At 53.4% G+C, this 21,096-nt stretch carries 19 protein-coding genes; 14 read left to right on the top strand and 5 right to left on the bottom strand.

Going from position 1 to position 21,096, the window contains the following annotated elements:
* Window positions 1–3 precede the first annotated feature (3 nt).
* Together urtB and urtA are read right to left on the bottom strand one after the other, a co-directional pair.
* Window positions 4–924, bottom strand: a complete 921-nt coding sequence (gene urtB / locus V8L71_RS05790; RefSeq protein ID WP_176303929.1) for an urea ABC transporter permease subunit UrtB — start codon at window positions 922–924, stop codon at window positions 4–6.
* 80 nt (window positions 925–1,004) lie between these two features.
* Complete coding sequence (gene urtA / locus V8L71_RS05785; protein WP_176303930.1) at window positions 1,005–2,252, bottom strand: urea ABC transporter substrate-binding protein; 1,248 nt, start codon at window positions 2,250–2,252, stop codon at window positions 1,005–1,007.
* Between the two features lie 291 nt (window positions 2,253–2,543).
* On the opposite strand from urtA, the gene V8L71_RS05780 reads away from it, so the two are divergent.
* Both V8L71_RS05780 and V8L71_RS05775 read left to right on the top strand, forming a co-directional pair.
* Window positions 2,544–5,900 carry an ATP-binding protein gene (locus V8L71_RS05780; RefSeq protein ID WP_336269351.1) on the top strand — a complete coding sequence of 1,119 codons (3,357 nt, stop codon included), beginning with the start codon at window positions 2,544–2,546 and terminating at the stop codon, window positions 5,898–5,900.
* Window positions 5,897–6,805 (top strand): response regulator transcription factor, encoded by a 909-nt coding sequence (locus tag V8L71_RS05775; protein WP_176303932.1) that lies wholly within the window; start codon window positions 5,897–5,899, stop codon window positions 6,803–6,805. The genes V8L71_RS05780 and V8L71_RS05775 overlap by 4 nt, the downstream gene beginning before the upstream one ends.
* A gap of 35 nt (window positions 6,806–6,840) precedes the next feature.
* Here V8L71_RS05775 and ribA read toward each other — a convergent pair whose 3' ends face one another.
* On the bottom strand, window positions 6,841–7,476 hold the full coding sequence (gene ribA / locus V8L71_RS05770; RefSeq protein ID WP_336273482.1) for a GTP cyclohydrolase II: 636 nt from the start codon (window positions 7,474–7,476) through the stop codon (window positions 6,841–6,843).
* A 274-nt stretch (window positions 7,477–7,750) separates the two neighbouring features.
* On the opposite strand from ribA, the gene hemE reads away from it, so the two are divergent.
* From hemE to V8L71_RS05735, 7 genes are all read left to right on the top strand, one after another.
* On the top strand, window positions 7,751–8,863 hold the full coding sequence (gene hemE, locus V8L71_RS05765; RefSeq protein ID WP_336273481.1) for a uroporphyrinogen decarboxylase: 1,113 nt from the start codon (window positions 7,751–7,753) through the stop codon (window positions 8,861–8,863).
* Window positions 8,863–9,729, top strand: a complete 867-nt coding sequence (gene speE, locus V8L71_RS05760) for a polyamine aminopropyltransferase (RefSeq protein WP_336273480.1) — start codon at window positions 8,863–8,865, stop codon at window positions 9,727–9,729. The genes hemE and speE overlap by 1 nt, the downstream gene beginning before the upstream one ends.
* A 243-nt stretch (window positions 9,730–9,972) precedes the next feature.
* The gene (locus V8L71_RS05755) at window positions 9,973–10,998 is read left to right on the top strand and encodes an amino acid ABC transporter substrate-binding protein (protein WP_176303935.1); all 1,026 of its coding nucleotides are present in this window, start codon (window positions 9,973–9,975) and stop codon (window positions 10,996–10,998) included.
* 101 nt (window positions 10,999–11,099) lie between these two features.
* Entirely contained in the window at window positions 11,100–12,290 is a 1,191-nt protein-coding gene (locus V8L71_RS05750) for an amino acid ABC transporter permease (RefSeq protein WP_336273479.1), read from the top strand.
* Between the two features lie 15 nt (window positions 12,291–12,305).
* Window positions 12,306–13,406 carry an amino acid ABC transporter permease gene (locus V8L71_RS05745; protein ID WP_101146860.1) on the top strand — a complete coding sequence of 367 codons (1,101 nt, stop codon included), beginning with the start codon at window positions 12,306–12,308 and terminating at the stop codon, window positions 13,404–13,406.
* Between the two features lie 84 nt (window positions 13,407–13,490).
* Window positions 13,491–14,219 carry an amino acid ABC transporter ATP-binding protein gene (locus V8L71_RS05740; protein WP_035583650.1) on the top strand — a complete coding sequence of 243 codons (729 nt, stop codon included), beginning with the start codon at window positions 13,491–13,493 and terminating at the stop codon, window positions 14,217–14,219.
* Window positions 14,220–14,333: 114 nt separating this feature from the next.
* On the top strand, window positions 14,334–14,726 hold the full coding sequence (locus V8L71_RS05735; protein WP_022521312.1) for a RidA family protein: 393 nt from the start codon (window positions 14,334–14,336) through the stop codon (window positions 14,724–14,726).
* A 19-nt stretch (window positions 14,727–14,745) separates the two neighbouring features.
* Here the strand turns inward: V8L71_RS05735 and V8L71_RS05730 are convergent, their stop codons facing one another.
* Both V8L71_RS05730 and V8L71_RS05725 read right to left on the bottom strand, forming a co-directional pair.
* Window positions 14,746–16,209: a sensor domain-containing diguanylate cyclase gene (locus V8L71_RS05730; RefSeq protein ID WP_336273478.1), complete on the bottom strand. Its 1,464-nt coding sequence runs from the start codon at window positions 16,207–16,209 to the stop codon at window positions 14,746–14,748.
* A gap of 50 nt (window positions 16,210–16,259) precedes the next feature.
* Window positions 16,260–16,859 carry a histidine phosphatase family protein gene (locus V8L71_RS05725; protein ID WP_336273477.1) on the bottom strand — a complete coding sequence of 200 codons (600 nt, stop codon included), beginning with the start codon at window positions 16,857–16,859 and terminating at the stop codon, window positions 16,260–16,262.
* Window positions 16,860–17,033: 174 nt separating this feature from the next.
* Here V8L71_RS05725 and phnD point away from each other — a divergent pair, with 174 nt between their 5' ends.
* From phnD to V8L71_RS05700, 5 genes are all read left to right on the top strand, one after another.
* Window positions 17,034–18,026 carry a phosphate/phosphite/phosphonate ABC transporter substrate-binding protein gene (gene phnD, locus V8L71_RS05720; protein WP_008956569.1) on the top strand — a complete coding sequence of 331 codons (993 nt, stop codon included), beginning with the start codon at window positions 17,034–17,036 and terminating at the stop codon, window positions 18,024–18,026.
* 56 nt (window positions 18,027–18,082) lie between these two features.
* Entirely contained in the window at window positions 18,083–18,880 is a 798-nt protein-coding gene (gene phnC, locus V8L71_RS05715; protein WP_336269348.1) for a phosphonate ABC transporter ATP-binding protein, read from the top strand.
* Window positions 18,867–19,679, top strand: a complete 813-nt coding sequence (phnE, locus tag V8L71_RS05710) for a phosphonate ABC transporter, permease protein PhnE (RefSeq protein ID WP_336269347.1) — start codon at window positions 18,867–18,869, stop codon at window positions 19,677–19,679. The genes phnC and phnE (V8L71_RS05710) overlap by 14 nt, the downstream gene beginning before the upstream one ends.
* A complete protein-coding gene (gene phnE, locus V8L71_RS05705; protein ID WP_336269346.1) occupies window positions 19,673–20,482 on the top strand; it encodes a phosphonate ABC transporter, permease protein PhnE in 810 nt (269 codons plus the stop codon). The genes phnE (V8L71_RS05710) and phnE (V8L71_RS05705) overlap by 7 nt, the downstream gene beginning before the upstream one ends.
* Window positions 20,483–20,559: 77 nt before the next feature.
* Window positions 20,560–20,991, top strand: a complete 432-nt coding sequence (locus tag V8L71_RS05700; protein ID WP_008956565.1) for a host attachment protein — start codon at window positions 20,560–20,562, stop codon at window positions 20,989–20,991.
* Window positions 20,992–21,096: the final 105 nt, after the last annotated feature.

Raw genomic sequence — 21,096 nt, 5'->3', positions numbered from 1 at the left:
TCCTTAGCGGCGAACCTTGCTAGCCACAAGCCCTTCGGGGCGCAGCAGTAAGATGCCAATCACCGTCAGCAGCGTGAGTACCTTGGCCATAGAGGAACCCAGGAAGAATTCCATAAGTGACTGGGCTTGAGCGATGGAGAAGGCAGACGCGATAGTGCCCACTAGACTGCCCGCTCCGCCAAATACCACCACGAGAAAGGTATCAACGATATACAGCGAACCACTGGTGGGGCCGGTGGAGGAAATGGTGGTAAAGGCCGCGCCAGCAATACCGGCAATGCCACAGCCCAGCGCAAAGGTGACGCGATCAACCCGTTTCGTGTTAATGCCCACCGCGCCGCTCATATCGCGATTGGCGGTAGTACAGCGCACGCGCAGTCCCCAGCGCGAGCGATACAGGAACCACCACACACCTAATGTCACCAGCAGGGTAAGCACCAAGATGGCGATACCGTTAAGCGGAATATCAATCATCATGGTGGGGCGGTAGGAGCCACGTAACCAGTCCGGCACCAACACGCTCACCTCGCGGGCACCGAAGGCTGATCGAAATCCTTGCTGCATGATCAAGGCCAAGCCCCAGGTCGCTAGCAAAGTATCCAGAGGGCGGTGATAAAGATGCCTTATGAGCGCTATCTCGACGACATAGCCGACTAGGAAAGCGCTACCAAATGCGATAGGGATGGCGAAGAAAAGATAGTAGTCAGTCATCCCAGGCAAGGCACCTAGAGTGATAGAGCAGAGGTAAGTGGCGTAGGCGCCTATCACCATAAATTCACCATGTGCCATGTTGATAACGCGCATCTGGCCATAGATGATAGCCAGACCTAAGGCCATCAGTAGCAAAACACTAAAAAAACTCACGCCAGCAAAGCCTTGCATGGCAAAAATTGCTAGTAGCTCTTGGGTACTAAATCCACTCATGGCGGCCTCCCCCTGTAACAAAAATCAATATTTGGCAACAACATCACAGCGGCTTGCACCGCCGTGATGTGAATCGAAGCTTATTGATAACCTTCTGGGAAAGGGTTGGGTTCGACGAGATCAGACTCCCACACAACGGTAGCTTGACCATCTTCGTTCCAGCGACCTATGCGTGTTTTGCTCCATAAGTGGCGGTTAGGATGCACTTGGACGTAACCTTCCGGCGCTGTCGTCAACTCGATATCGGCCATGGCAGCAGAAACCGCGTCTACGTCAAAACTGCCCGCTTTCTCGACACCTGCCTTCCATAACCATGGCCCGAGATAGGCGGCTTGTGAAACGTCTCCAATAACGCTGTCTTCACCCCAGCGCTCCTTGAACGCTTCCACGAATGCAGCGTTATTTTCGTTATCTAGGCTCTGAAAATATTTCATGGAGGAGTAAAAGCCTTCGACGTTCTCACCACCAATACCGAGAACCTCATCCTCAGTGACCGAAATAGTCAACAACGTTTGATTGTCGGCATTAATCCCTGCGGCATTAAGCTGGCGAAACCAAGCAACGTTACTTCCGCCGACTACCGCCGCAAAAATGACATCAGGTTTGCGAAGGCGAATACGGTTGATGTTGGAGCCAAAGGAAGTGTGTCCCAACGGGGCGTAATCCTCGCCCAACACTTCACCGCCAAGCACTTCTTCAATATGGATGCGGGCAATCTTCATTGAGGTACGCGGCCAGATGTAATCCGAACCGATTAGGTAGAAGGTACGCGCGCCCTGTTCATTCCAAGCCCAGTTAATTCCCGCCAATATCTGCTGGGTGGCTTCCTGGCCGGTATAAATGACATTTGGAGACTCTTCGAGTCCTTCATAGAAAGTTGGGTAGTAAAGCAGGCCGTTCTCACGCTCTAGCACAGGTAGCATTGCCTTGCGCGAGGCCGATGTCCAGGCACCGAAGATGGCCGGAACATTATCCTGAGTTAGCAACTTACGTGTTCGGTCTGCGAAGGTTGGCCAATCACTCGCACCGTCTTCAATAATCGGCTCAATTTGACGACCAAGCACTCCACCCTGTGCATTGATTTGCTCAATCGCCAACTGTTCGGCTTCGACCGAACCTGTCTCACTGATGGCCATCGTGCCTGTCAATGAATGCAAAATACCTACCTGTACCGTATCGTCAGTCACGGCAAGTCCTGTGGTATTGACCTCTTCGGTGGGTGGTGCACTTAAAGCGTGCGACGAAATGCTCAGCGCGATAGGCAGTGCCACAATTCCGGTCAATAAAAAACGCCGCAAATGCGACAGCGTGGTATGTGTCGTCGTCATGATGGTGAGTCCCCAAGTCAGCGAAAACTAATCAGCGGAACGCAAGTCAGCGGAAAACCGCGGAATCTTGCTGATCCCTCGCTATTGAGTATGGGGAGACCTAGGTAAGCCAACCATGCGCGGAATGCACCAGACCACTACGTCATTTACCCCATACCTACCCTCTTACCTACCGTTTAAGATCACTAATACGCCTCGGGCATGGACGTTGCATAATTCTTCTCAGCATTGAGCGTTAAGAGGTCATCCAACCCTGCTGGCCGATATCCATTGGCCGATACAAGGCCCGCTATGACAAGCACAAAACAGCGTATATTTCCGGTTAGGCGCAACTACAATAAATGGGTAGCTAATCAAACATTAGAAGATTTTGCGCTACGCTTTACAGCCAAATCCGCACGGCGCTGGAGTGCCAAACGTGTTGCCCTGACGGCTTTAGGAACAATCTCATTTTTGGCTCTGGAAGCGATTGGGGGCGTCATTACTCTCAACTACGGCATTACTAATGCTATTGCCGCCATCGCAGTGGTCACGTTTGTTATTTTTCTGCTCGGCATACCTATCAGCTATTATGCGGCGCGCTACGGAGTGGATATCGATCTCCTGACTCGCGGCGCAGGATTTGGATACCTGGGCTCGACGTTGACATCCCTCATCTACGCCACATTCACTTTTATCTTCTTTGCTTTAGAAGCCGCTATTATGGCGATGGCTTTGGAAGTGTTATTTAACGTTCCTCTTACCTTTGGGTACATCATCAGTTCTCTGGTGGTAATACCTATTGTGACTCACGGCTTTACCTACATTAGTCGTTTCCAAGTGTGGACTCAGCCCCTATGGATATTCCTTCAGCTGTTACCCTTTATTTTTATTTTATTACAGGATCCCGACTCTCTCGAGCGCTGGGTCGATTTCGACAACCATATGATAGGGACTCAAGGTTTTAATTTGCTGTTATTCGGTGCAGCCACAACCGTGATGTTTTCTCTCGTCGCCCAAATAGGGGAGCAGGTCGACTACCTGCGCTTTCTACCCGAAGCTCAGCCTGGTAAACGCTTGCGTTGGTGGTCGGCAATGCTCGCCGGGGGCCCAGGCTGGATCATTATTGGTGCCGTCAAGGCATTGGCAGGCTCGTTCCTGGCGGTTCTCGCCATTCATCACGGCTTGGCCGCCGAACTTGCTCAGGAACCTATGCATATGTACTTGGTAGGGTTCAGCCATGTCACCACGCATCCTGCCATGTTAATGGCGCTGGCGGGCATTTTTGTTGTGCTTTCACAACTGAAAATCAACGTCACCAATGCGTATGCCGGCTCCATCGCCTGGTCCAATTTTTTCTCTCGCCTTACCCATAGCCATCCAGGTCGAGTGGTATGGCTACTCTTCAACGTAATGATCGCGCTGGTACTCATGGAGATTGGCATTTACCGCGCTTTTGAAGTTATTTTGGCCAACTACGCAATGGTCGCAATGGCCTGGATCGGTGCTTTGGTGGCAGATCTAGTAATCAACAAACCGTTGGGGCTCAGTCCGCGCCATATCGAGTTCAAGCGCGCTTACCTCTATGACATCAATCCTGTCGGCTTCGGTGCAATGTTACTGGCGACGGCTGTTGCGCTCGCCGCTAGAGGAGGGCTTTGGGGTGAAACGGCAGCAGCACTCGCATCCTTTCTAGCCTTACTGACCGCGTTTGTTAGCGCTCCGGCTATCGCGTGGCTAACCAAAGGACGCTATTACATCGCCCGCACTCCAGAACCCAAATCGATTCTCCAGGGCCACGGTTGTATCATCTGCGAGCACCATTTCGATATCGAAGATATGGCCTTTTGCCCTGCTTATAACGCACCTATATGCTCGCTCTGCTGTTCTCTGGACGCTCGCTGCAATGATGTTTGCAAGCAGCACGCCACCTTTCAAGAGCAGTTAATGGACTGGTTAGGCGTACTTCTCCCTAATCACATGCTTAAGCATTTCAACTCCCGCATGGGCCATTTCGCCAGCCTATTGATGCTTGTAACCCTGGTGATTGCCGGGTTCTTGATACTTGTTTTCTACCAGCTCCCAGACCTTACGCCTGATGTGGAGGCGTTAATGGCCACTACTTTAGCTAAAATATTAGCCATTCTCGTTATTGTCAGCGGCGTGGTAGCTTGGCTCTTTGTGCTGGCCAGCGAGAGTCGGGTGGTGGCGCATGAAGAGTCGCATCGCCAAACGCGCATGCTGCTAGAGGAGATCGACGCCCATGAGGAAACCGACCGAGAACTACAAAAAGCCAAAGAACTTGCTGAAGCGGCCAACCAAGCTAAAAGCCGCTATCTGACGAGCCTAAGCCACGAGCTTCGCTCACCGCTTAATGCTGCTTTCGGCTATGCCCAGCTCCTTGAGCATGATGACACCATTCCACCTGAGCGCCGAAAAGCGGTCGCCATCATTCGCCGCAGTACCGAACACCTTTCTGATTTAATCGAAGGACTGTTAGAAATTTCCAAAATTGAAGCTGGCCGCCTGGAGCTGTATCGAAACCAAGTACGAGTCAGCGAGTTGATTGATGAACTCGTCGCAATGTTTCGACTTCAGGCTCAGGAAAAAGGCATCGACTTCACTTTTACTAGCCAAGGACGCATCCCGGAGTGGGTCATTACCGACGAAAAACGCCTACGTCAAATACTGATTAACTTGCTCTCCAATGCCATTAAATTCACTAACCATGGCAAAGTATCGCTAAACTTTCGCTACCGCAATCAGGTGGCAGAATTCACTATTCGCGATACTGGAGTAGGTATAGAAGAGGAAGACATTCAACGAATTTTCAAACCCTTTGAACGTGTGCGCAAACCCGGTGTACCAGTTGCCCACGGTACCGGTCTGGGCCTAACGATTACTAAACTACTGACCGATATCATGGGCGGGGATCTACAAGTAATTAGCACACATGGAATCGGCAGTGAGTTTCGGCTTTCGGTAATGCTATCCAGTATAGAGCCCTTAGAGCTTGTAAGATCGCCCCATCAGGTAGTTCAAGGATATCAAGGTGAGCGATGTACTCTGCTGGTGGTCGATGATGATCCCTCTCATCGGGGTCTACTCAGTGACATGCTCACACCACTGGGATTTACGATAATAGAAGCGCCCGATGGGGTGACTAGCTTGGAGCTCTCCCGCCATACCCAATATGACTTGATCTTGATGGATATCGCCATGCCGGACACTGACGGGTGGCAAACCGCTCGCCTACTCCGCCAGCAAGGATTTCAGGGGCCTATTGTGATGCTCTCTGCCAATGCCCGCGAGAGCCAAATGGAAGCGCTTAGCGAAGGGTTGCATAACGACTACTTGATTAAACCCTTCAAGCAGGGAGCGCTTCTTGATGCACTAGCACGGCAGCTACAGCTGAAATGGCATCATCACCCCCCCTCTTCACCTAATTTTGCTCAGACTCAATTGACAGTCCCAGCCCATATTGACGCGGCATTGCGTGAAGAACTCTTGTCGCTAGTAGAAATCGGCCATATCAGTGGTCTACGTAACACTCTGAACGACGCCCAGTATCATGGAAGGATTAGTTCTTCACTGGCGACAGCGCTGGAAAGTGCTTTAGATCGTTTTGACTTCCACCAAGTGATGCGTTTGCTGGAGAAATTGCCATGAACCCGATTCAGCGTAAGGATCTCATCCTAGTCGTTGATGATTCTGCCGACTCCCTGGGAATGATTCATCATGCTTTAGAGCAGGCTGGATTAACTGCATTGGTAGCGATGGGTGGGGCTCAAGCAATCTCAATCGCGGAGAAAATGACGCCTGACTTAATTCTAATGGACGCCTTAATGCCTGGCATGGATGGCTTTGAGACTTGTCGTCATCTTAAGCTACATACCGAGTTAGCAAGCGTACCGATCATATTCATGACAGGACTAACGGATACCGAAGATGTGGTGCGGGGACTTGAAGCTGGTGGTGTGGACTATGTGACAAAACCCGTTCGGCCAAAGGAATTGGTGGCTCGTATTCGCGTACACCTCAATAACGCCCGCCTCGCCCAAAGTGCTCACACTGCCCTAGATAAACTTGGCCAGGTATCATTCTCAACAGACACGCAAGGAAGATGGCTTTGGGGTACGCCTCAGGCCGAGGATTGGATCAACATAGCTGAAGAGAATTTGATCAACCCACGCACGGAGCTTGCGGAACAAATTAAGCGCTGGCTAACCCGAACGCCGCAAACCGGCGACCAGCTAGCGCTGCCCTTGCCGCATAACGCCTTAAGATTGAGATACCTGGGCGAATCTACCGCAAATGAGCACTTATTCCGCTTGCTGCATCAGGATGGGGACAGCGAAAGCTTGCTTTTACAAAACCAACTCCGACTAACTAACCGTGAATCACAAGTACTGCTATGGATTGCACAAGGCAAGACTAATCGTGAGATCGGACAAATACTCGAATTGAGCCCCCGAACTGTTAATAAACACTTAGAGCAAGTCTTTCGAAAGCTCGGTGTTGAAAACCGCACATCCGCTGCCGCCATGGCATTCCAGTGTTTAACTAATATTTGACAACACCTTAATTCAACATCCTCGCATAGCCACTATCACCCCTTACGCTCAATATCCACATCGCTGGCCTGGGTAAAGTCATCCAGGGCCATCATATGGCCGAGCTTGCCCGCTTTAGTGGCAAGGTACTGCTCGTTATGCGGGTTCAGTCCGGTCGTGATCGACAGGCGCTCCACCACGTTCACCCCGTCGCGGGTAAGGGCATCCACTTTGCGCGGATTGTTGGTCATTAATCGCAGCGACGTAATGCCCAGGTGGTTGAGCATCGGTACGCAAAGGTCGTAGCGGCGCATGTCGGCGCCAAAGCCAAGCCGTTCGTTGGCTTCGACCGTATCCGCGCCTTGATCCTGCAAATTATAAGCGCGAATTTTATTCAGCAGACCAATTCCGCGGCCCTCTTGGCGCAGATAAAACAGTACGCCGCGGCCCTCTTCGGCAATACGCTTCAGCGCTTCCTGAAGCTGATAGCCACAGTCACAGCGCATAGAAAACAGCGCATCGCCGGTTAAACACTCGGAGTGCACACGCCCCAGCACCGGCACATCGCCGGTCACATCACCCAACGTTAAGGCGATATGATCCTTGCCAGTGGCCTCATCTTCGAAGCCATGCATCGTAAAGGTTGCCCAGGGGGTGGGCAGTTGGGAAGCGGCAATAAAGCGAATGGTCACAGGTTACCTCGCTGATTGACCAAACCAGTTAACCACACCAGTGTTGGCAAAATGGGCAAGTATTCTAACAGGAAGCGGCGCCCGCCTCACGATGGCAACGCAGCTAAAGTTGGCTAATTAGAGGAGAAAAATTGATCGGGTGCGACGATTTTTGCCACCGGTTACGCCGCCCTAGCGCCTATCTTCAAGTACAATTGCTCACATACGATTTCAAATACGACCCCAAGCACTGCTTCAAGTACGATGCGGGCAAATTTCTTAAGAGCAAGTATTTATGACCACCACACCGTTACAAAATGACCGTTTCCTTCGCGCATTAGCGCGCCAGCCCGTTGACCGCACACCTGTATGGATGATGCGCCAAGCGGGCCGCTACCTGCCGGAATACCGCGCCAGCCGTGCTGATGCGGGCAGCTTTATGGATCTGTGCCGTAATCATGACCTGGCCTGCGAAGTCACTATGCAGCCTTTAGAGCGCTATCCGCTGGACGCCGCCATTCTGTTTTCTGACATTTTAACCATTCCGGATGCGATGGGCCTGGGGCTCTATTTTGAAACCGGCGAAGGTCCTAAATTTCGCAAAACCGTGCGCACCCAGGAAGAAGTCGCGGCACTGAGCGTGCCCGATGCCGAGCGCGACTTGGATTACGTGATGCGTGCGGTGTCGACCATTCGTCGCGAGTTGAACGGCCGCATGCCGCTGATCGGCTTCTCCGGCAGCCCCTGGACGCTGGCGACCTACATGGTGGAGGGTGGTTCCAGCAAGGACTTCCGCCACCTGAAAACCATGCTTTACGATACGCCGGATACCATGCACCAGCTGCTAGATACGCTGGCCCATGCGGTCACCGATTACTTGAATGCGCAGATTCGCGCCGGCGCCCAGGCGGTGCAGATTTTTGATACCTGGGGCGGCGCGCTATCCACGCCTGCGTACCTAGAGTTTTCGCTGCGCTATATGGAGCAGATCGTGTCCGGCCTGATCCGCGAACAAGATGGTCGTCGCGTGCCGGTGATTCTGTTCACCAAGAATGGCGGCCAGTGGCTTGAGCATATCGCCTGCGCCGGTGCCGATGCCCTGGGTATCGACTGGTCTACCGAGCTTTCCGATGCCCGCGCCCGCGTTGGCCATAAGGTCGCACTGCAGGGCAACCTGGACCCTAACGTACTGTTTGCCCGCCCCTCGGCTATCCGCGCTGAAGTGGCCCGTGTGCTCGAAAGCTACGGCCACGGCCCTGGCCACGTCTTTAACCTGGGCCACGGTATCAGCCAGTTTACTAACCCGGATAACGTCACCGCCTTCATGGAGGCGCTGCACGAACTTAGCCCGCAATACCATCGGGATATCCCCACCCAATCCAACACACCGCATTCAGGAGCCTATTGATGAGCGAATTACGCGACGACCAGTGGTTTACCGAAGTCTTTGATAGCCACGGCAGCGCCTTCTCGCTGAAGATCTCTGAAAAGCTGCTGGATGTGCAGAGCCAGTATCAACATCTGGAAGTCTATGCTACCGAGACTTACGGCAACCTCATGGTGCTGGACGGCTGTGTGATGCTGACCGACCGCGACAACTTCCTCTATCACGAGATGATCGCGCATCCGGCGCTGTTTACCCATCGAGACCCCAAGCGGGTGGTGATTATCGGCGGTGGCGACTGCGGCACGTTAAAAGAGGTGCTGCGCCACTCAGGCGTTGAAAAAGTTACTCAGATTGATATCGATGAAGAAGTCACGAAAGCCTCCGAGCGCTTTTTCCCGACCTTGGTAGAATCGAACAATGATCCGCGCGCCGAGCTGTTGTTCGCTGATGGCGTGAAGTGGGTAGACGATGCACCTGATGAGAGCATCGATGTATTGATTATCGACTCAACCGACCCGGTCGGCCCTGCGGAAGGGCTGTTTAAAACCGACTTTCTCAAGCGCTGCCACCGTATTTTGAAAAGCGGCGGCGTGATGGTGCAACAGAGCGAGTCACCGCTTTACCACACGGGTTCGATCATTCGTGAGCTACGCCACGATATGCTTGAAGCGGGTTTTAACAGCGTCGCCACACTGCCCTTCCCGCAGCCGGTGTACCCATCAGGCTGGTGGAGCGTAACACTGGCGGGTAAAGCCATTGATGTGAATGCGTTCCGCGAGCAGGCAGCCGCCAGCCACGAGCTGCCGCTTGAGTACTACAGCGTTGATGCCCATCGCGGCGCGCTCGCCCTTCCTCCGTTTATGCGCAAGGCATTCGCGGCCGAATAACCCCCCGTTCATCGCGTACTTTCTGTCACCGCCCACCTCAGCTTGCCCTATAAAGGTGCAAAGCGAGGTGGGTGGTAACATTTTTTGCACCTAGACGTTCGTCTCGAATCCATTGAGTAGCGTTGAAAAGCGCTGAATTCACGCCTGTACCCTTGCTGGCATCTTCCTTGCTAGGTTTAGTGACATGCTACGGCATGCATAACTATTTTAATGACGGTTTTTAATCACTTCGAGGGAAACTAAATGTTCAATAAAAAACATCTAGCGCTTCTGGCGTCCGCTGGTTCACTGAGCCTAGCGGGAATGGCGACTGCTCAAGCCGACACCTTAGAAGATACTATTGAGCGTGGTGCCGTTCAGTGTGGTGTGAGCGATGGTTTGCCGGGCTTCTCAGCACCGGATGACGACGGTAATTGGCAGGGTCTGGACGTTGATGTTTGCCGTGCAGTAGCGGCAGCAGTACTCGGCGATGCGGATGCGGTTAACTATATTTCTCTAAACGCCGTTGAGCGCTTCACCGCCCTGCAGTCTGGTGAGGTTGACTTACTTTCACGTAACACCACCTGGACCACTACCCGTGACACCACGCTGGGCCTTAACTTCACCGGCGTTAACTTCTACGACGGCCAAGGCTTCATGGTTTCCCGCGACCTGGGCATTACCGGTGCCGACGAGCTCGACGGTGCTTCTATCTGTATTCAGTCGGGCACCACGACTGAGCTGAACTTGGCTGACTACTTCCGTGCTAACAACATGGAATTCAACCCCATCGTATTTGATACCTCTGAGCAAACCGTGGGTGGTTATCAAGCTGGCCGCTGTGATGTTCTGACCTCTGATACCTCTCAGCTAGCTGCGCTTCGTATTCAGCTAGATGACCCTGAAGCCTCAATGATCCTGTCTGATGTTATCTCCAAAGAGCCGCTGGGTCCTGTTGTTCGTCAGGGCGACGATCTTTGGTTCAACATCGTTAAGTGGTCGCTGTTCGCTATGCTTAACGCTGAAGAGTACGGCGTTACCAGCGAAAACGCTGAAGAGATGCTGAACTCAGAAAATCCTGATGTTGCTCGCCTGCTGGGCCAAGACGGCAACTACGGGGAAGGCATGCAGTTGGAAGCAGACTGGGCTTACAACATCATTAGCCAAGTCGGCAACTACGCTGAAAGCTTTGAACGTAACGTGGGTATGGACTCTCCGCTTGAAATCGAGCGCGGTGTTAACGCCCTGTGGAACGACGGTGGCTTCCAGTACGCTCCCCCGATTCGCTAAGCGTCTCGCTTGACCCCGGCCCGCCACCCTCTTTACAGGTATCTGTTTCAAAGGCCTGGCGGGCCATCTGATTGACCGTCCGTGTAGCGGAGACGCCATCCATGTCTGTAAGACCCAACATTCGCCCCGCCGGCCACAAGCCGCCGTTTTGGCGAGACCGCGCTAAGCGCGCACTTATTTTTCAAATCATTTTGGTCGCCGTTGTGGCGGCTTTCCTGATCTATATTATCGGCAATACCCAAGCCAACCTGAATGCCCGCGGCATCACCACAGGCTTTAGCTTTTTGGGCAACACAGCCGGCTTTGGTATTGGTCAAACCTTAATCGAGTACTCTTCCCAGAGTACCTACGGCCGCACCTTCGTGATTGGCTTGCTCAACACGCTGCTGGTCGGGGGGCTGGGGGTCATTGCCGCCTCGATTATCGGGTTTATCGTCGGTATTGCGCGGCTATCGCCCAATTGGTTGATCGCCAAGTTAGCCAACGCCTATATCGAAACCTTTCGTAATATCCCGCTGCTGCTGCAGATTTTCTTCTGGTACTTCGCGGTACTACGTACCTTACCCAGCGCTAGAGAGAGCATGGCGTTTGGCGAAGCCATTTTCCTGAACGTACGCGGGTTGTACTTGCCACAACCGCTGTTTGAATCAGGCTTTGGATTGATCCCTGCTACTTTTGTGGTAGCGATGATTGCCAGCATTGCGTTGGTCATCTGGAATAAGCGCCGCCACGAAGCGACCGGCAAACGCATACCGGTTTTCTGGATCTCGCTGGTGATTATTTTTGGCCTACCACTGCTGGTACTGGTGGCGACCGGCGTTCCGGTCACTTGGGAAATGCCGGTACTGCGTGGTTTTAACTTCGGTGGTGGTATTACTATCATTCCCGAATTTTTGGCCCTGTGGCTGGCGCTTTCCATTTATACCGCATCGTTTATTGCTGAGATTGTGCGCTCGGGCATTCAAGCGATTCCCCATGGCCAAACCGAAGCGGCCCAAGCACTTAGCTTGCCGCGAAAACTCGTTCTGCGTCTGGTGGTGATTCCTCAAGCCTTGCGCGTCATCATTCCGCCGCTGACCAGCCAATATCTCAACCTGATTAAAAACTCCTCTCTGGCCACCGCCATTGGTTACCCCGACCTGGTGTCGGTTTTTGCTGGCACCACGCTCAACCAGACCGGTCAAGCAATCGAAGTCATTGCCATGACCATGGCGGTCTATCTCATCATCAGCTTGCTGGTGTCCATGTTCATGAACTGGTTCAACGCTCGCGTTGCGCTGGTAGAACGCTAGGCCGGAGGCGACCCCATGATTCACAACAAAGAAACCATACCTCAGCGTCCGGCGCCTAAAGGCACGATCGGCCCGGTTGCCTGGCTACGGGGCAACCTGTTCAACGGTCCTATCAATAGTGTTTTCACGCTGTTGGGCCTGTACGTACTGTATCTGCTGGTGGTGCCAACCGTTCAGTGGGCGTTTATCGATGCCAACTGGGTGGGCGACAGCCGCGAAGACTGCACACGGGCGGGCGCCTGCTGGGTCTTCGTCAACGCGCGTTTCTCCCAGTTCATGTATGGCCTTTACCCAAGCGAAGAGTATTGGCGTGCCAACATCGTGTTTGCCATGTTTGCGGCCATTATTGCTTGGATGGTCATTCCTCGCCTGCCCTTTAAGCGCTGGATGGCCCTGTTTGCGCTGCTAATCTTCCCGGTCATCGCCTACGTGTTACTCCACGGCGGCTACTTTGACCTACCGCGTGTCTCGACCCACCGCTGGGGCGGCTTGATGCTGACCCTGCTCTTGGCCAGCGTAGGCATGATTGGCGCGCTACCGATTGGTATCGTGCTCGCCCTTGGGCGACGCTCGAACATGCCCATCGTCAAAACCTTCTGCGTGATTTTCATTGAGTTCTGGCGCGGTGTACCACTGATTACCATTCTGTTTATGGCCTCGGTGATGCTGCCGCTGTTCCTGCCTTCAGAAATCAGCGTGGATCGCCTGGTACGCGCCCTGATCGGCCTCACGCTGTTCCAAAGCGCCTACATGGCGGAGGTGATTCGCGGTGGTTTGCAGGCGATCCCCAAAGGCCAGGACGAAGCCGCCGCGGCGCTGGGAATGACGTACTGGAAGCGTATGGGGCTCATCGTCATGCCGCAGGCACTTAAGATGATGATTCCCGGTATCGTTAATACGTTTATCTCCCTGTTTAAAGACACCACCCTGGTGATGATCATCGGGCTGTTTGACCTGTTGGGCATTGTGCAAGCGGCGCTTTCCGACTCGCGCTGGCTGGGCTTCTCGATAGAGGGGTATGTATTTGCGGCGTTTGTGTTCTGGATTTTCTGTTTCAGCATGTCGCGCTACAGCCAGTACCTGGAACGCAAGCTTAATACCGGCCATAAGCACTGATGCCGCATCTCTTTACGATTTAAGTAGGATTTCAACATGACACAAGCAGCCACTAACACCTCTGACACCAGCACTTCTGACCTGATGGTCGAGATGCGCAACGTCAATAAGTGGTACGGCGATTTTCACGTACTGCGTGATATCTACCTTGAGGTAAAACGCGGCGAACGTATCGTGGTTTGCGGCCCTTCAGGTTCGGGTAAATCCACGCTGATTCGCTGCATTAACCACCTTGAAGAGCACCAAAAAGGTGAAATTGTGGTGGGCGGTGTACCGCTGACCCAAGACGTTAAGCGTATCGAGCAGATTCGCCGCAGCGTCGGCATGGTTTTTCAGCACTTCAATCTGTTTCCTCACTTAACGGTGCTGGAAAACTGCTGTATCGCGCCGATGTGGGTTCAGAAGAAGCCCCGTAAAGAAGCCGAAGCGCTGGCCATGGAGTATCTGGAACGGGTGCGCATTGCCGAGCAGGCAACTAAGTACCCTGGGCAGCTTTCGGGCGGCCAGCAGCAACGCGTGGCCATCGCCCGCTCACTGTGCATGCACCCTGACGTGATGCTGTTTGACGAGCCCACCTCCGCCCTAGACCCCGAGATGATCAAAGAGGTGCTGGACGTTATGGTGGAACTGGCGGAAGAGGGCATGACGATGATTTGTGTCACCCACGAAATGGGCTTCGCCAAAAAGGTCGCTGACCGAGTGATCTTTATGGATCAGGGTCAAATCATTGAAGAAAACGCGCCTGAACCGTTCTTCAATAACCCGCAGTCTGAACGCACCCAGTTGTTCCTGAGCCAGATTCTTGGGCATTAATCCACAGCCCAATCGACAAAGCAGCTGTTGATAAGTACGTCATCATGGGTCTCATTTGAGGCCCATGATGGTTAACAGACTTTAAAAAATGGCTATCAAATAAAGGACAAAGGCATGATTGAAAAGCTGTTTATTGACCGCGCGCCACAGCCCATCGCACCGTTTTCTCATGCGTGCCGCGTAGGTGATCTGGTGTTTATCACTGGGCAAATGCCGACCGTGCCGGAAACCAACGAAATGCTGCTGGGCACTTTCACCGAGCAGACACACCGGGTGATGCAGAACCTGGCGATTGTGCTGGAAGAAGTCGGCAGCGCTTTTGAATATGTGGTGCAGTCTAGGGTGTTTATTACCAATATGGGCCATTTCGATGAAGTGAATAAGGTCTACGCGAGCTACTTTCCGCAGCCGCTACCTACCCGCACCTGCATTGGCGTGACTGGCCTGGCGGGCGGCGCCGATGTGGAAGTCGATATGATCGCCTGGATTCCGCCGTCGCAGCAATAAACCTTATCAATAGGCGTTATCACGGCTGCCAGTGTGCCACGACGCGATTGCGCCCCGCCGCTTTGGCGGCATAGAGCGCTTGGTCAGCCTGGGCAACGGCTACTGCCTGACTGTGGTCTAAATCACTGGTGAGCGCCAAAGGTGCTATTCCCACGCTGACGGTGAGTGTCACCATCGTCGGCGTTTGAGAATCACTCGCCGTCAGATAAAACGGCTGCTGGGCTATTCGTTGGCGGATACGCTCGCCCAGTTGGACGGCCTTTTGGTGCGATAAATCACCGGCTGTAACAGCAAACTCTTCACCACCAAGCCTTGCCAGACAATCCTCCGGCCGCAGGACATCATGGACGCGCTTTGCCATCTCCACCAATAACTCATCCCCTGCGGGGTGGCCGTAGCGATCATTGATATGTTTGAAGTAATCAATATCAATCATCAACATATAATAGGCTGACACGACAGGACGCTCATTGAGTTGCACTAAGTGGTTAGCCAAGCCGCGCCTGTTGCGCGTGCCGGTCAAGGCGTCAAACTCCGCCGCCGCCCAGGCTTGCTCTTCGATTTTTTTACGTTGGCTAATATCGATGACTAGGCCGCCAATACGCGCCAAATAGCCATCATCGGTGTAGTAGCTTTCCATCACCAGCTCGTGCCAGCGCCACTGCCCGGATGCGACCCTGAGCTGGACATCAATACGACATTGGGTTTGCAGCCGCTGTTGGTACTCGCGAATCAAACCAAACACCCTTAAGCGGTCGGCGGGCATGGCATGGGCCAGTAAGCGACGCAACGGGAGCCTAGCGTAATCGCCAGGATAACCCAGCGAAAGCAGCAACGCCGAAGAGCACCAGGTGGCGCCGCTGCGCGTATTGATCTCCCAGGTGCCACAGGCGGCGACCTGCTGCAACAGATCAACCTGACGCTGCCTACGAGTAAGATGCTGACGATAAATAGCCGAGGCGATCAGTTCGGCGCCGATCACTAGCGCCTGCAACCCCGCTCCCTCCCAGTCAACTTCGCGTTCACAGTCGTCAAAGCCCAACGTGCCCCACCACTGACCATCCACCATAATCGGAACGGCCACCATCGATTGAATCGACTGGCTTTCCAAATTGTCTCGCAGCGTTCCCAAATCCACCTTCGACGTAATACAGGTGTACGATTCTCCGCGCTCACGGCGATTAACCATTTTCTCATACTCGGGATCGTCAATCATCGTGGTAAAAAAGCGAAAGCGTTTTTGCGTTCGCTCACGATAGTGCGATGAAGACGCCCACTCAAAAACAAAATCCTGCAGGACACCGTCTGGGTTGCGCTCTATGGTTTGAAATATCCACACTCGATTGACACCCGATGCCTCCCCTAACGCCGCCAATAGCTGATCAACACCCTCACTCCAAAAGTGAGCATTGATTAGCGCACGGCTGCCCACGGCAAGGGCATTTAGCAAGCTCGGCGCATCCGGCGGTAAAGGAGCAGGCATAATAGGATCTCTTTACTTTTCTTAGAGACTATCACACAGCTTTCTGTGGATTACACACCATGCCCATAAAGAGTGATGCTAGCGGGTGCTAACGGCGTTTGCTCACGATGGGTCGTCAGCGGTTTCCCGGCTAGCGCCGTGAGCAGGATTTGCAGCGGGTCGCCATGGCTTACCAACAGGATGATTTCACCTGCGTATTGCTGTTCTAGCCCTTCCATCACGGCGCTCATGCGCGCCGCTACTGAACTAACGGCTTCCACCTGATGATGAGTATGATCGGCATTACGGCTGTCCAGTGCCCATACGTCAGGATAATGCGCATCAGTCTGCCCATCGAATTCGCCAAAATAACGCTCCCGCAAGCGCTTATCGGTGGCCATCTCAAGCTTAAAAGCGCTCGCCACCTGGGCAGCCGTTTGGGTCGTCCTTAAAAAATCTGAATGCACCACTTTGGTGGGCACAGGCCACCCCCACTCAGCCACCGCCTGGGCAAGCTGGCGCTCGCCGATCGCCGAGAGACCAAACTCGTTAATACCGCGCTCAGGGCTGCTGATAATTAGCCCCTGTTGGTTTGCTTGGCTGTGGCCGTGGCGCATTAATAAATAGCGATTGCGCCAATGGTCAGAGGGAGGCTGTAAAGTATTTGACATAAGTTTGTCACAAACCCTAGATTGAAGGTGTCTGCTTTCGAAAATAACCATCCTTCGCGCGGAATGTCCACTTACGAACCATTTTTCGTTTTCATAAGTAGCAAATCGCAGTGAAGAGAACACAGCATTAACCATAGCAAGCACACAACAATAACCGTACAAACGAGGCATACCATGGCAACTTCGCTCTTCCGCAAGCGCCCGCTTGCAATGCTTACCGCCGCATCACTCCTTCCGCTCGCCCTGTTAACAACACCTGCTTTCGCTGAGTGTGAGCGGGGTGATTTGGCTGCCATTTATTGCGACGAAGATGGCGATATGGTCGCTGATCGTCCGTCTGACGAGTCTGAGTGGGTTAATCCCGATACGCTGATTTTTGCCTATACCCCGGTAGAAGATCCGGCCATTTATTCAGATATCTGGCAGCCCTTTATCGATCACTTGGCGGAAGTCACCGAGCGCGATGTGCGCTTCTTCGCGGTGCAGTCCAACGCGGCGCAGGTAGAAGCCATGCGCAGCGGGCGGCTGCATATTGCTGGGTTCTCTACCGGCCCCACACCGTTTGCGGTGAATTTGGCTGGTGCTGTGCCATTTGCATTGATGGGCTCTGATAGCGGCCAATTTGGTTATACCCTGCAGCTATTTACCCACGTCGATTCCGACATTCACGAGGTAGAAGACCTCAAAGGTAAGCGTGTCGCCCACACCTCGCCCACCTCCAACTCGGGGAACTTGGCCCCTCGCGCCCTGCTGCCTGAACTCGGCATTACGCCCGATGAAGATTACGAGGTTGTCTACTCGGGTAGCCACGATCAGTCCATGCTAGGTGTTGTGGCCCAAGACTATGACGCCGCTCCTGTGGCCTCTGAAGTCGTCGAGCGGATGGCCGCCCGCGGCCTTTACGATGAAGAGGACGTGCGGCTGATTTTTGAGTCCGACCGCTTCCCCACCACGTCTTACAACTACGCCCATAACCTGCACCCAGATCTGGTCAAAAAAATCGAAGAAGCCTTTTTCAGCTTTGATTTTGTCGGCACCGAGCTAGGAGAGGAGTTTGAAGGCGTCGAGAAATTTATTCCCATCAACTACCAGGATAACTGGAAGGTAATCCGCACCATTCAGGCGGCTAATGATGTGAGTTATACGCCAGAAAATCTGGAAGAGTAAACGTAACGCATCGCCTCCGGCGGTGCGGTTATTTTCTCGACGATGGAAGCGGACACATGCTGGAAATTACCAATCTGGTCAAACGTTATGGTCACGATGAAGCCGTGCTGAAAGGGCTTGACCTCAAGGTAAATGGGAACAGTGTTGTTTCTATCGTAGGCGCCTCGGGTGCAGGTAAAAGCACCATGCTGAGATGTATTAATCGCCTGGTCGAGCCCACCTCTGGCTCAATCAAACTCAACGGCAATGAGCTGGTGAACCTGAAAGGCGCTGAACTGCGCCGTGCTCGCCGCAAAATCGGCATGGTGTTCCAGGGCTTTAATCTGCTGGATCGTTTGACCGTGATGGAGAACGTGCTGGCCGGGCGGTTGGGTTACGTCAATCTCTATCAAGCGATATCGCGCCGCTATCCCCAGGCAGATATTGAACGTGCGTTTGTGCTGATGGAGCGGGTGGGAATCGCTCACTACGCCAACAAGCGCGCGGATGAGCTATCCGGCGGTGAGCGCCAGCGGGTAGGCGTGGTTCGTGCGCTAATGCAGGAACCTGAAGTCCTGCTGGCAGACGAACCAACGGCCTCTCTCGACCCACGCACCTCCGAGCAGATCATGATACTGCTGCAGAGCCTGGCCAGCGAGCTGTCGCTGCCGGTGCTCATTAATATCCACAACGTGGCACAGGCCAAAACCTATACCGAGCGCATAGTGGGTCTACGCCACGGCAAGATGATCTTTGATGGGTTGCCTGCCGACTTCAACAAAGACGCGCTAGACGCCATTTACGGCGGCATTGAAGCACCGGACGATGCGATCACCGAGAATCCAGCGGAGGAGCGCGCCCATGACTCCGCCTGACGCTACCACTGCCTCACCACGTACTTGGAAAAAGCCGCCGTTTATCGCCAATCCGCTGCTGCGCTACGGTTTGATCATCGTCGCCGTAGTCTATTTGGTCTGGGCGTTCGGCTCGCTGCCATTCAACTGGGCGCGAATCTCTGAAGGGTTGCCTCGCGCCACGCGTATTTTTAGTGGCGGCTTCCCGCCCAATTTAGAGCGCTACGAGCTACTGCTGACAGGTTTTAAAGAGAGCTTTCAAATCGCCATTTTGGCCACATTGATGGGGGTTTTGCTCTCTATTCCTTTTGCCGTGATGGCGGCGCGCAATATCGCTCCAATGCCGATTTACATCATTGGCCGAGCAGTGATTATTGTCTCACGCAGCTTCCACCCGGTGATCGTGGCGATTCTGTTCGTCGCTGCTGTCGGCTTTGGTCCGCTGGCGGGTATCCTTACCCTCACGCTCTATTCGATTGGTTTTGTCGGCAAGCTGCTCGCCGAAGAAATCGAGGAAATTAACTGGGGGCAGGTTGAAGCGATGAAAGCCGCGGGAGCGGGCTATTTGGCGATTCTATTTTATGCGGTTTTCCCGCAAATACTGCCACGCCAGGTCGGCCTTTCCATGTACCAATTGGACAGCAACCTTCGCGCCTCAGCAGTGGTTGGAATCGTGGGGGCAGGCGGCATTGGCGGCACGCTCATGAACGCCTTTGGGCGCTACGATTACGATTTCGCCTTTGCGATTCTGCTCGTTATTATCGCGGTCATTTTGCTCAGCGAAGGTGTCAGCGGCTGGGTAAGGAAAAAAATATGGTAGATCACGCACAGCAACTTGCCGACCGTGTTTGGCAACGTTACGACCGCAAGCAACGCCTTATTCGCTACGCCGTGCTCCTAGCCACCTTGATAGTAGTGGTCTGGACGGTGCGCGACATTGATATTTTTTGGCCCTGGGTATGGGATGCGCCTAACCAAATCTCTGCGCTTGGGGGGCGCATGTGGCCGCCCAGTGCAGCGGGATTTAATGGCATTATCGCAGCGCTCATTGAGACCGTGCATATCGCCACCCTGGCGACCTTCTTAACCATTTTCTTGGCCTTACCGGTGGCCTATATTGCGGCCCAAAACACTACGCCAAACCGTACCTGCCTGTGGCTGGGGCGTTTTATTCTCGTCTCCAGCCGTTCGGTAAACACCATTATCTGGGCGCTGCTATTCGTGGCAATTTTTGGTCCTGGCGTGCTAGCAGGGATACTCGCCATCGTATTTCGCTCCATTGGCTTTATCGGCAAGTTGATGGGCGAGGCAATCGAGGAAATCGACCGACGCCCCGTAGAGGCGATGGAAGCCACCGGCGCCTCCAAGGCCAAAGTGGTTGCCTATGCGATTGTGCCTCAGGTCATGCCAGCCTTTTTTGCCATTGTGATCCTGCGCTGGGATATCAATATCCGCGAATCGACAGTGCTTGGCTTAGTGGGTGCGGGCGGTATTGGGGTGATCCTGCAAGGTGCCATTGACACCTTTGCCTGGCCAACCGTGGCGACCATTTTGATTGCCATTATTGTGCTGGTGCTGATTGGCGAAGCCATCACCAGTTTGCTGCGCGGCAAAGTCCTGTAGGTGGCCTAAGCGTTTGACCTAGCGCCAAACGCTTGCCATGTTTAAAGGATCATCAACGACAAGGAGTATGCACAGCGATGACAACTTATATCGTGGTAGCCGACGCCGCTCGCGCGCGTATTTTTACCCGTGATTCGCTTAATCTTGCCGAAAAGGAAAGCCTGGTACATGCAGCAGGAAGACTTCATGAAGGCGATTTAATCACTGATCGCCGCGGCGCCGATGTGCATGAGTCAACATCCTCTACGTCACGCTCTTCTGGAGAAGAAAACGTTGCTTCACAGCACGAGAATGAACTGTTTGCTAAAGAGGTCGCTCAACACCTCTACAGTGCGCGGGTTAAGAACAGCCTGGAAAAGCTAATCATGGTCGCCCCACCTAAATTTTTAGGCCTGTTGCGTGACAAGCTTGATGGCCCGACCCAGAAACTGGTCATTCACTCCCTTTCGAAAGACCTAAGCAAAGCCTCGCTAGCAGAAATTCAAACTGCCGTGAGCGACTTACGTTAGACGTATTAACTTTACAATCTCCTTACTAACCTAAAGTAGTGGTCGCTCTCGCCGATACTAAGAAGTTCTATCAACAGTGCCTCCCTGGGTACTGACATGCACTTC

Origin of the sequence: Vreelandella indica (assembly GCF_037070225.1) — a bacterium.
Classification (GTDB): domain Bacteria; phylum Pseudomonadota; class Gammaproteobacteria; order Pseudomonadales; family Halomonadaceae; genus Vreelandella; species Vreelandella arctica.
Note: the sequence above shows the minus strand (reverse complement) of the source record. Positions and strands in the feature narration are given on the sequence as shown.

Coding starts and splice junctions, on each gene's coding strand:
- urtB (WP_176303929.1), bottom strand. CDS start 924: ATGAGTGGATTTAGTACCCAAGAGCTACTAGCAATTTTTGCCATGCAA.
- urtA (WP_176303930.1), bottom strand. CDS start 2,252: ATGACGACGACACATACCACGCTGTCGCATTTGCGGCGTTTTTTATTG.
- V8L71_RS05780 (WP_336269351.1), top strand. CDS start 2,544: ATGACAAGCACAAAACAGCGTATATTTCCGGTTAGGCGCAACTACAAT.
- V8L71_RS05775 (WP_176303932.1), top strand. CDS start 5,897: ATGAACCCGATTCAGCGTAAGGATCTCATCCTAGTCGTTGATGATTCT.
- hemE (WP_336273481.1), top strand. CDS start 7,751: ATGACCACCACACCGTTACAAAATGACCGTTTCCTTCGCGCATTAGCG.
- speE (WP_336273480.1), top strand. CDS start 8,863: ATGAGCGAATTACGCGACGACCAGTGGTTTACCGAAGTCTTTGATAGC.
- V8L71_RS05755 (WP_176303935.1), top strand. CDS start 9,973: ATGTTCAATAAAAAACATCTAGCGCTTCTGGCGTCCGCTGGTTCACTG.
- V8L71_RS05750 (WP_336273479.1), top strand. CDS start 11,100: ATGTCTGTAAGACCCAACATTCGCCCCGCCGGCCACAAGCCGCCGTTT.
- V8L71_RS05745 (WP_101146860.1), top strand. CDS start 12,306: ATGATTCACAACAAAGAAACCATACCTCAGCGTCCGGCGCCTAAAGGC.
- V8L71_RS05740 (WP_035583650.1), top strand. CDS start 13,491: ATGGTCGAGATGCGCAACGTCAATAAGTGGTACGGCGATTTTCACGTA.
- V8L71_RS05735 (WP_022521312.1), top strand. CDS start 14,334: ATGATTGAAAAGCTGTTTATTGACCGCGCGCCACAGCCCATCGCACCG.
- V8L71_RS05730 (WP_336273478.1), bottom strand. CDS start 16,209: ATGCCTGCTCCTTTACCGCCGGATGCGCCGAGCTTGCTAAATGCCCTT.
- V8L71_RS05725 (WP_336273477.1), bottom strand. CDS start 16,859: ATGTCAAATACTTTACAGCCTCCCTCTGACCATTGGCGCAATCGCTAT.
- phnD (WP_008956569.1), top strand. CDS start 17,034: ATGGCAACTTCGCTCTTCCGCAAGCGCCCGCTTGCAATGCTTACCGCC.
- phnC (WP_336269348.1), top strand. CDS start 18,083: ATGCTGGAAATTACCAATCTGGTCAAACGTTATGGTCACGATGAAGCC.
- phnE (WP_336269347.1), top strand. CDS start 18,867: ATGACTCCGCCTGACGCTACCACTGCCTCACCACGTACTTGGAAAAAG.
- phnE (WP_336269346.1), top strand. CDS start 19,673: ATGGTAGATCACGCACAGCAACTTGCCGACCGTGTTTGGCAACGTTAC.
- V8L71_RS05700 (WP_008956565.1), top strand. CDS start 20,560: ATGACAACTTATATCGTGGTAGCCGACGCCGCTCGCGCGCGTATTTTT.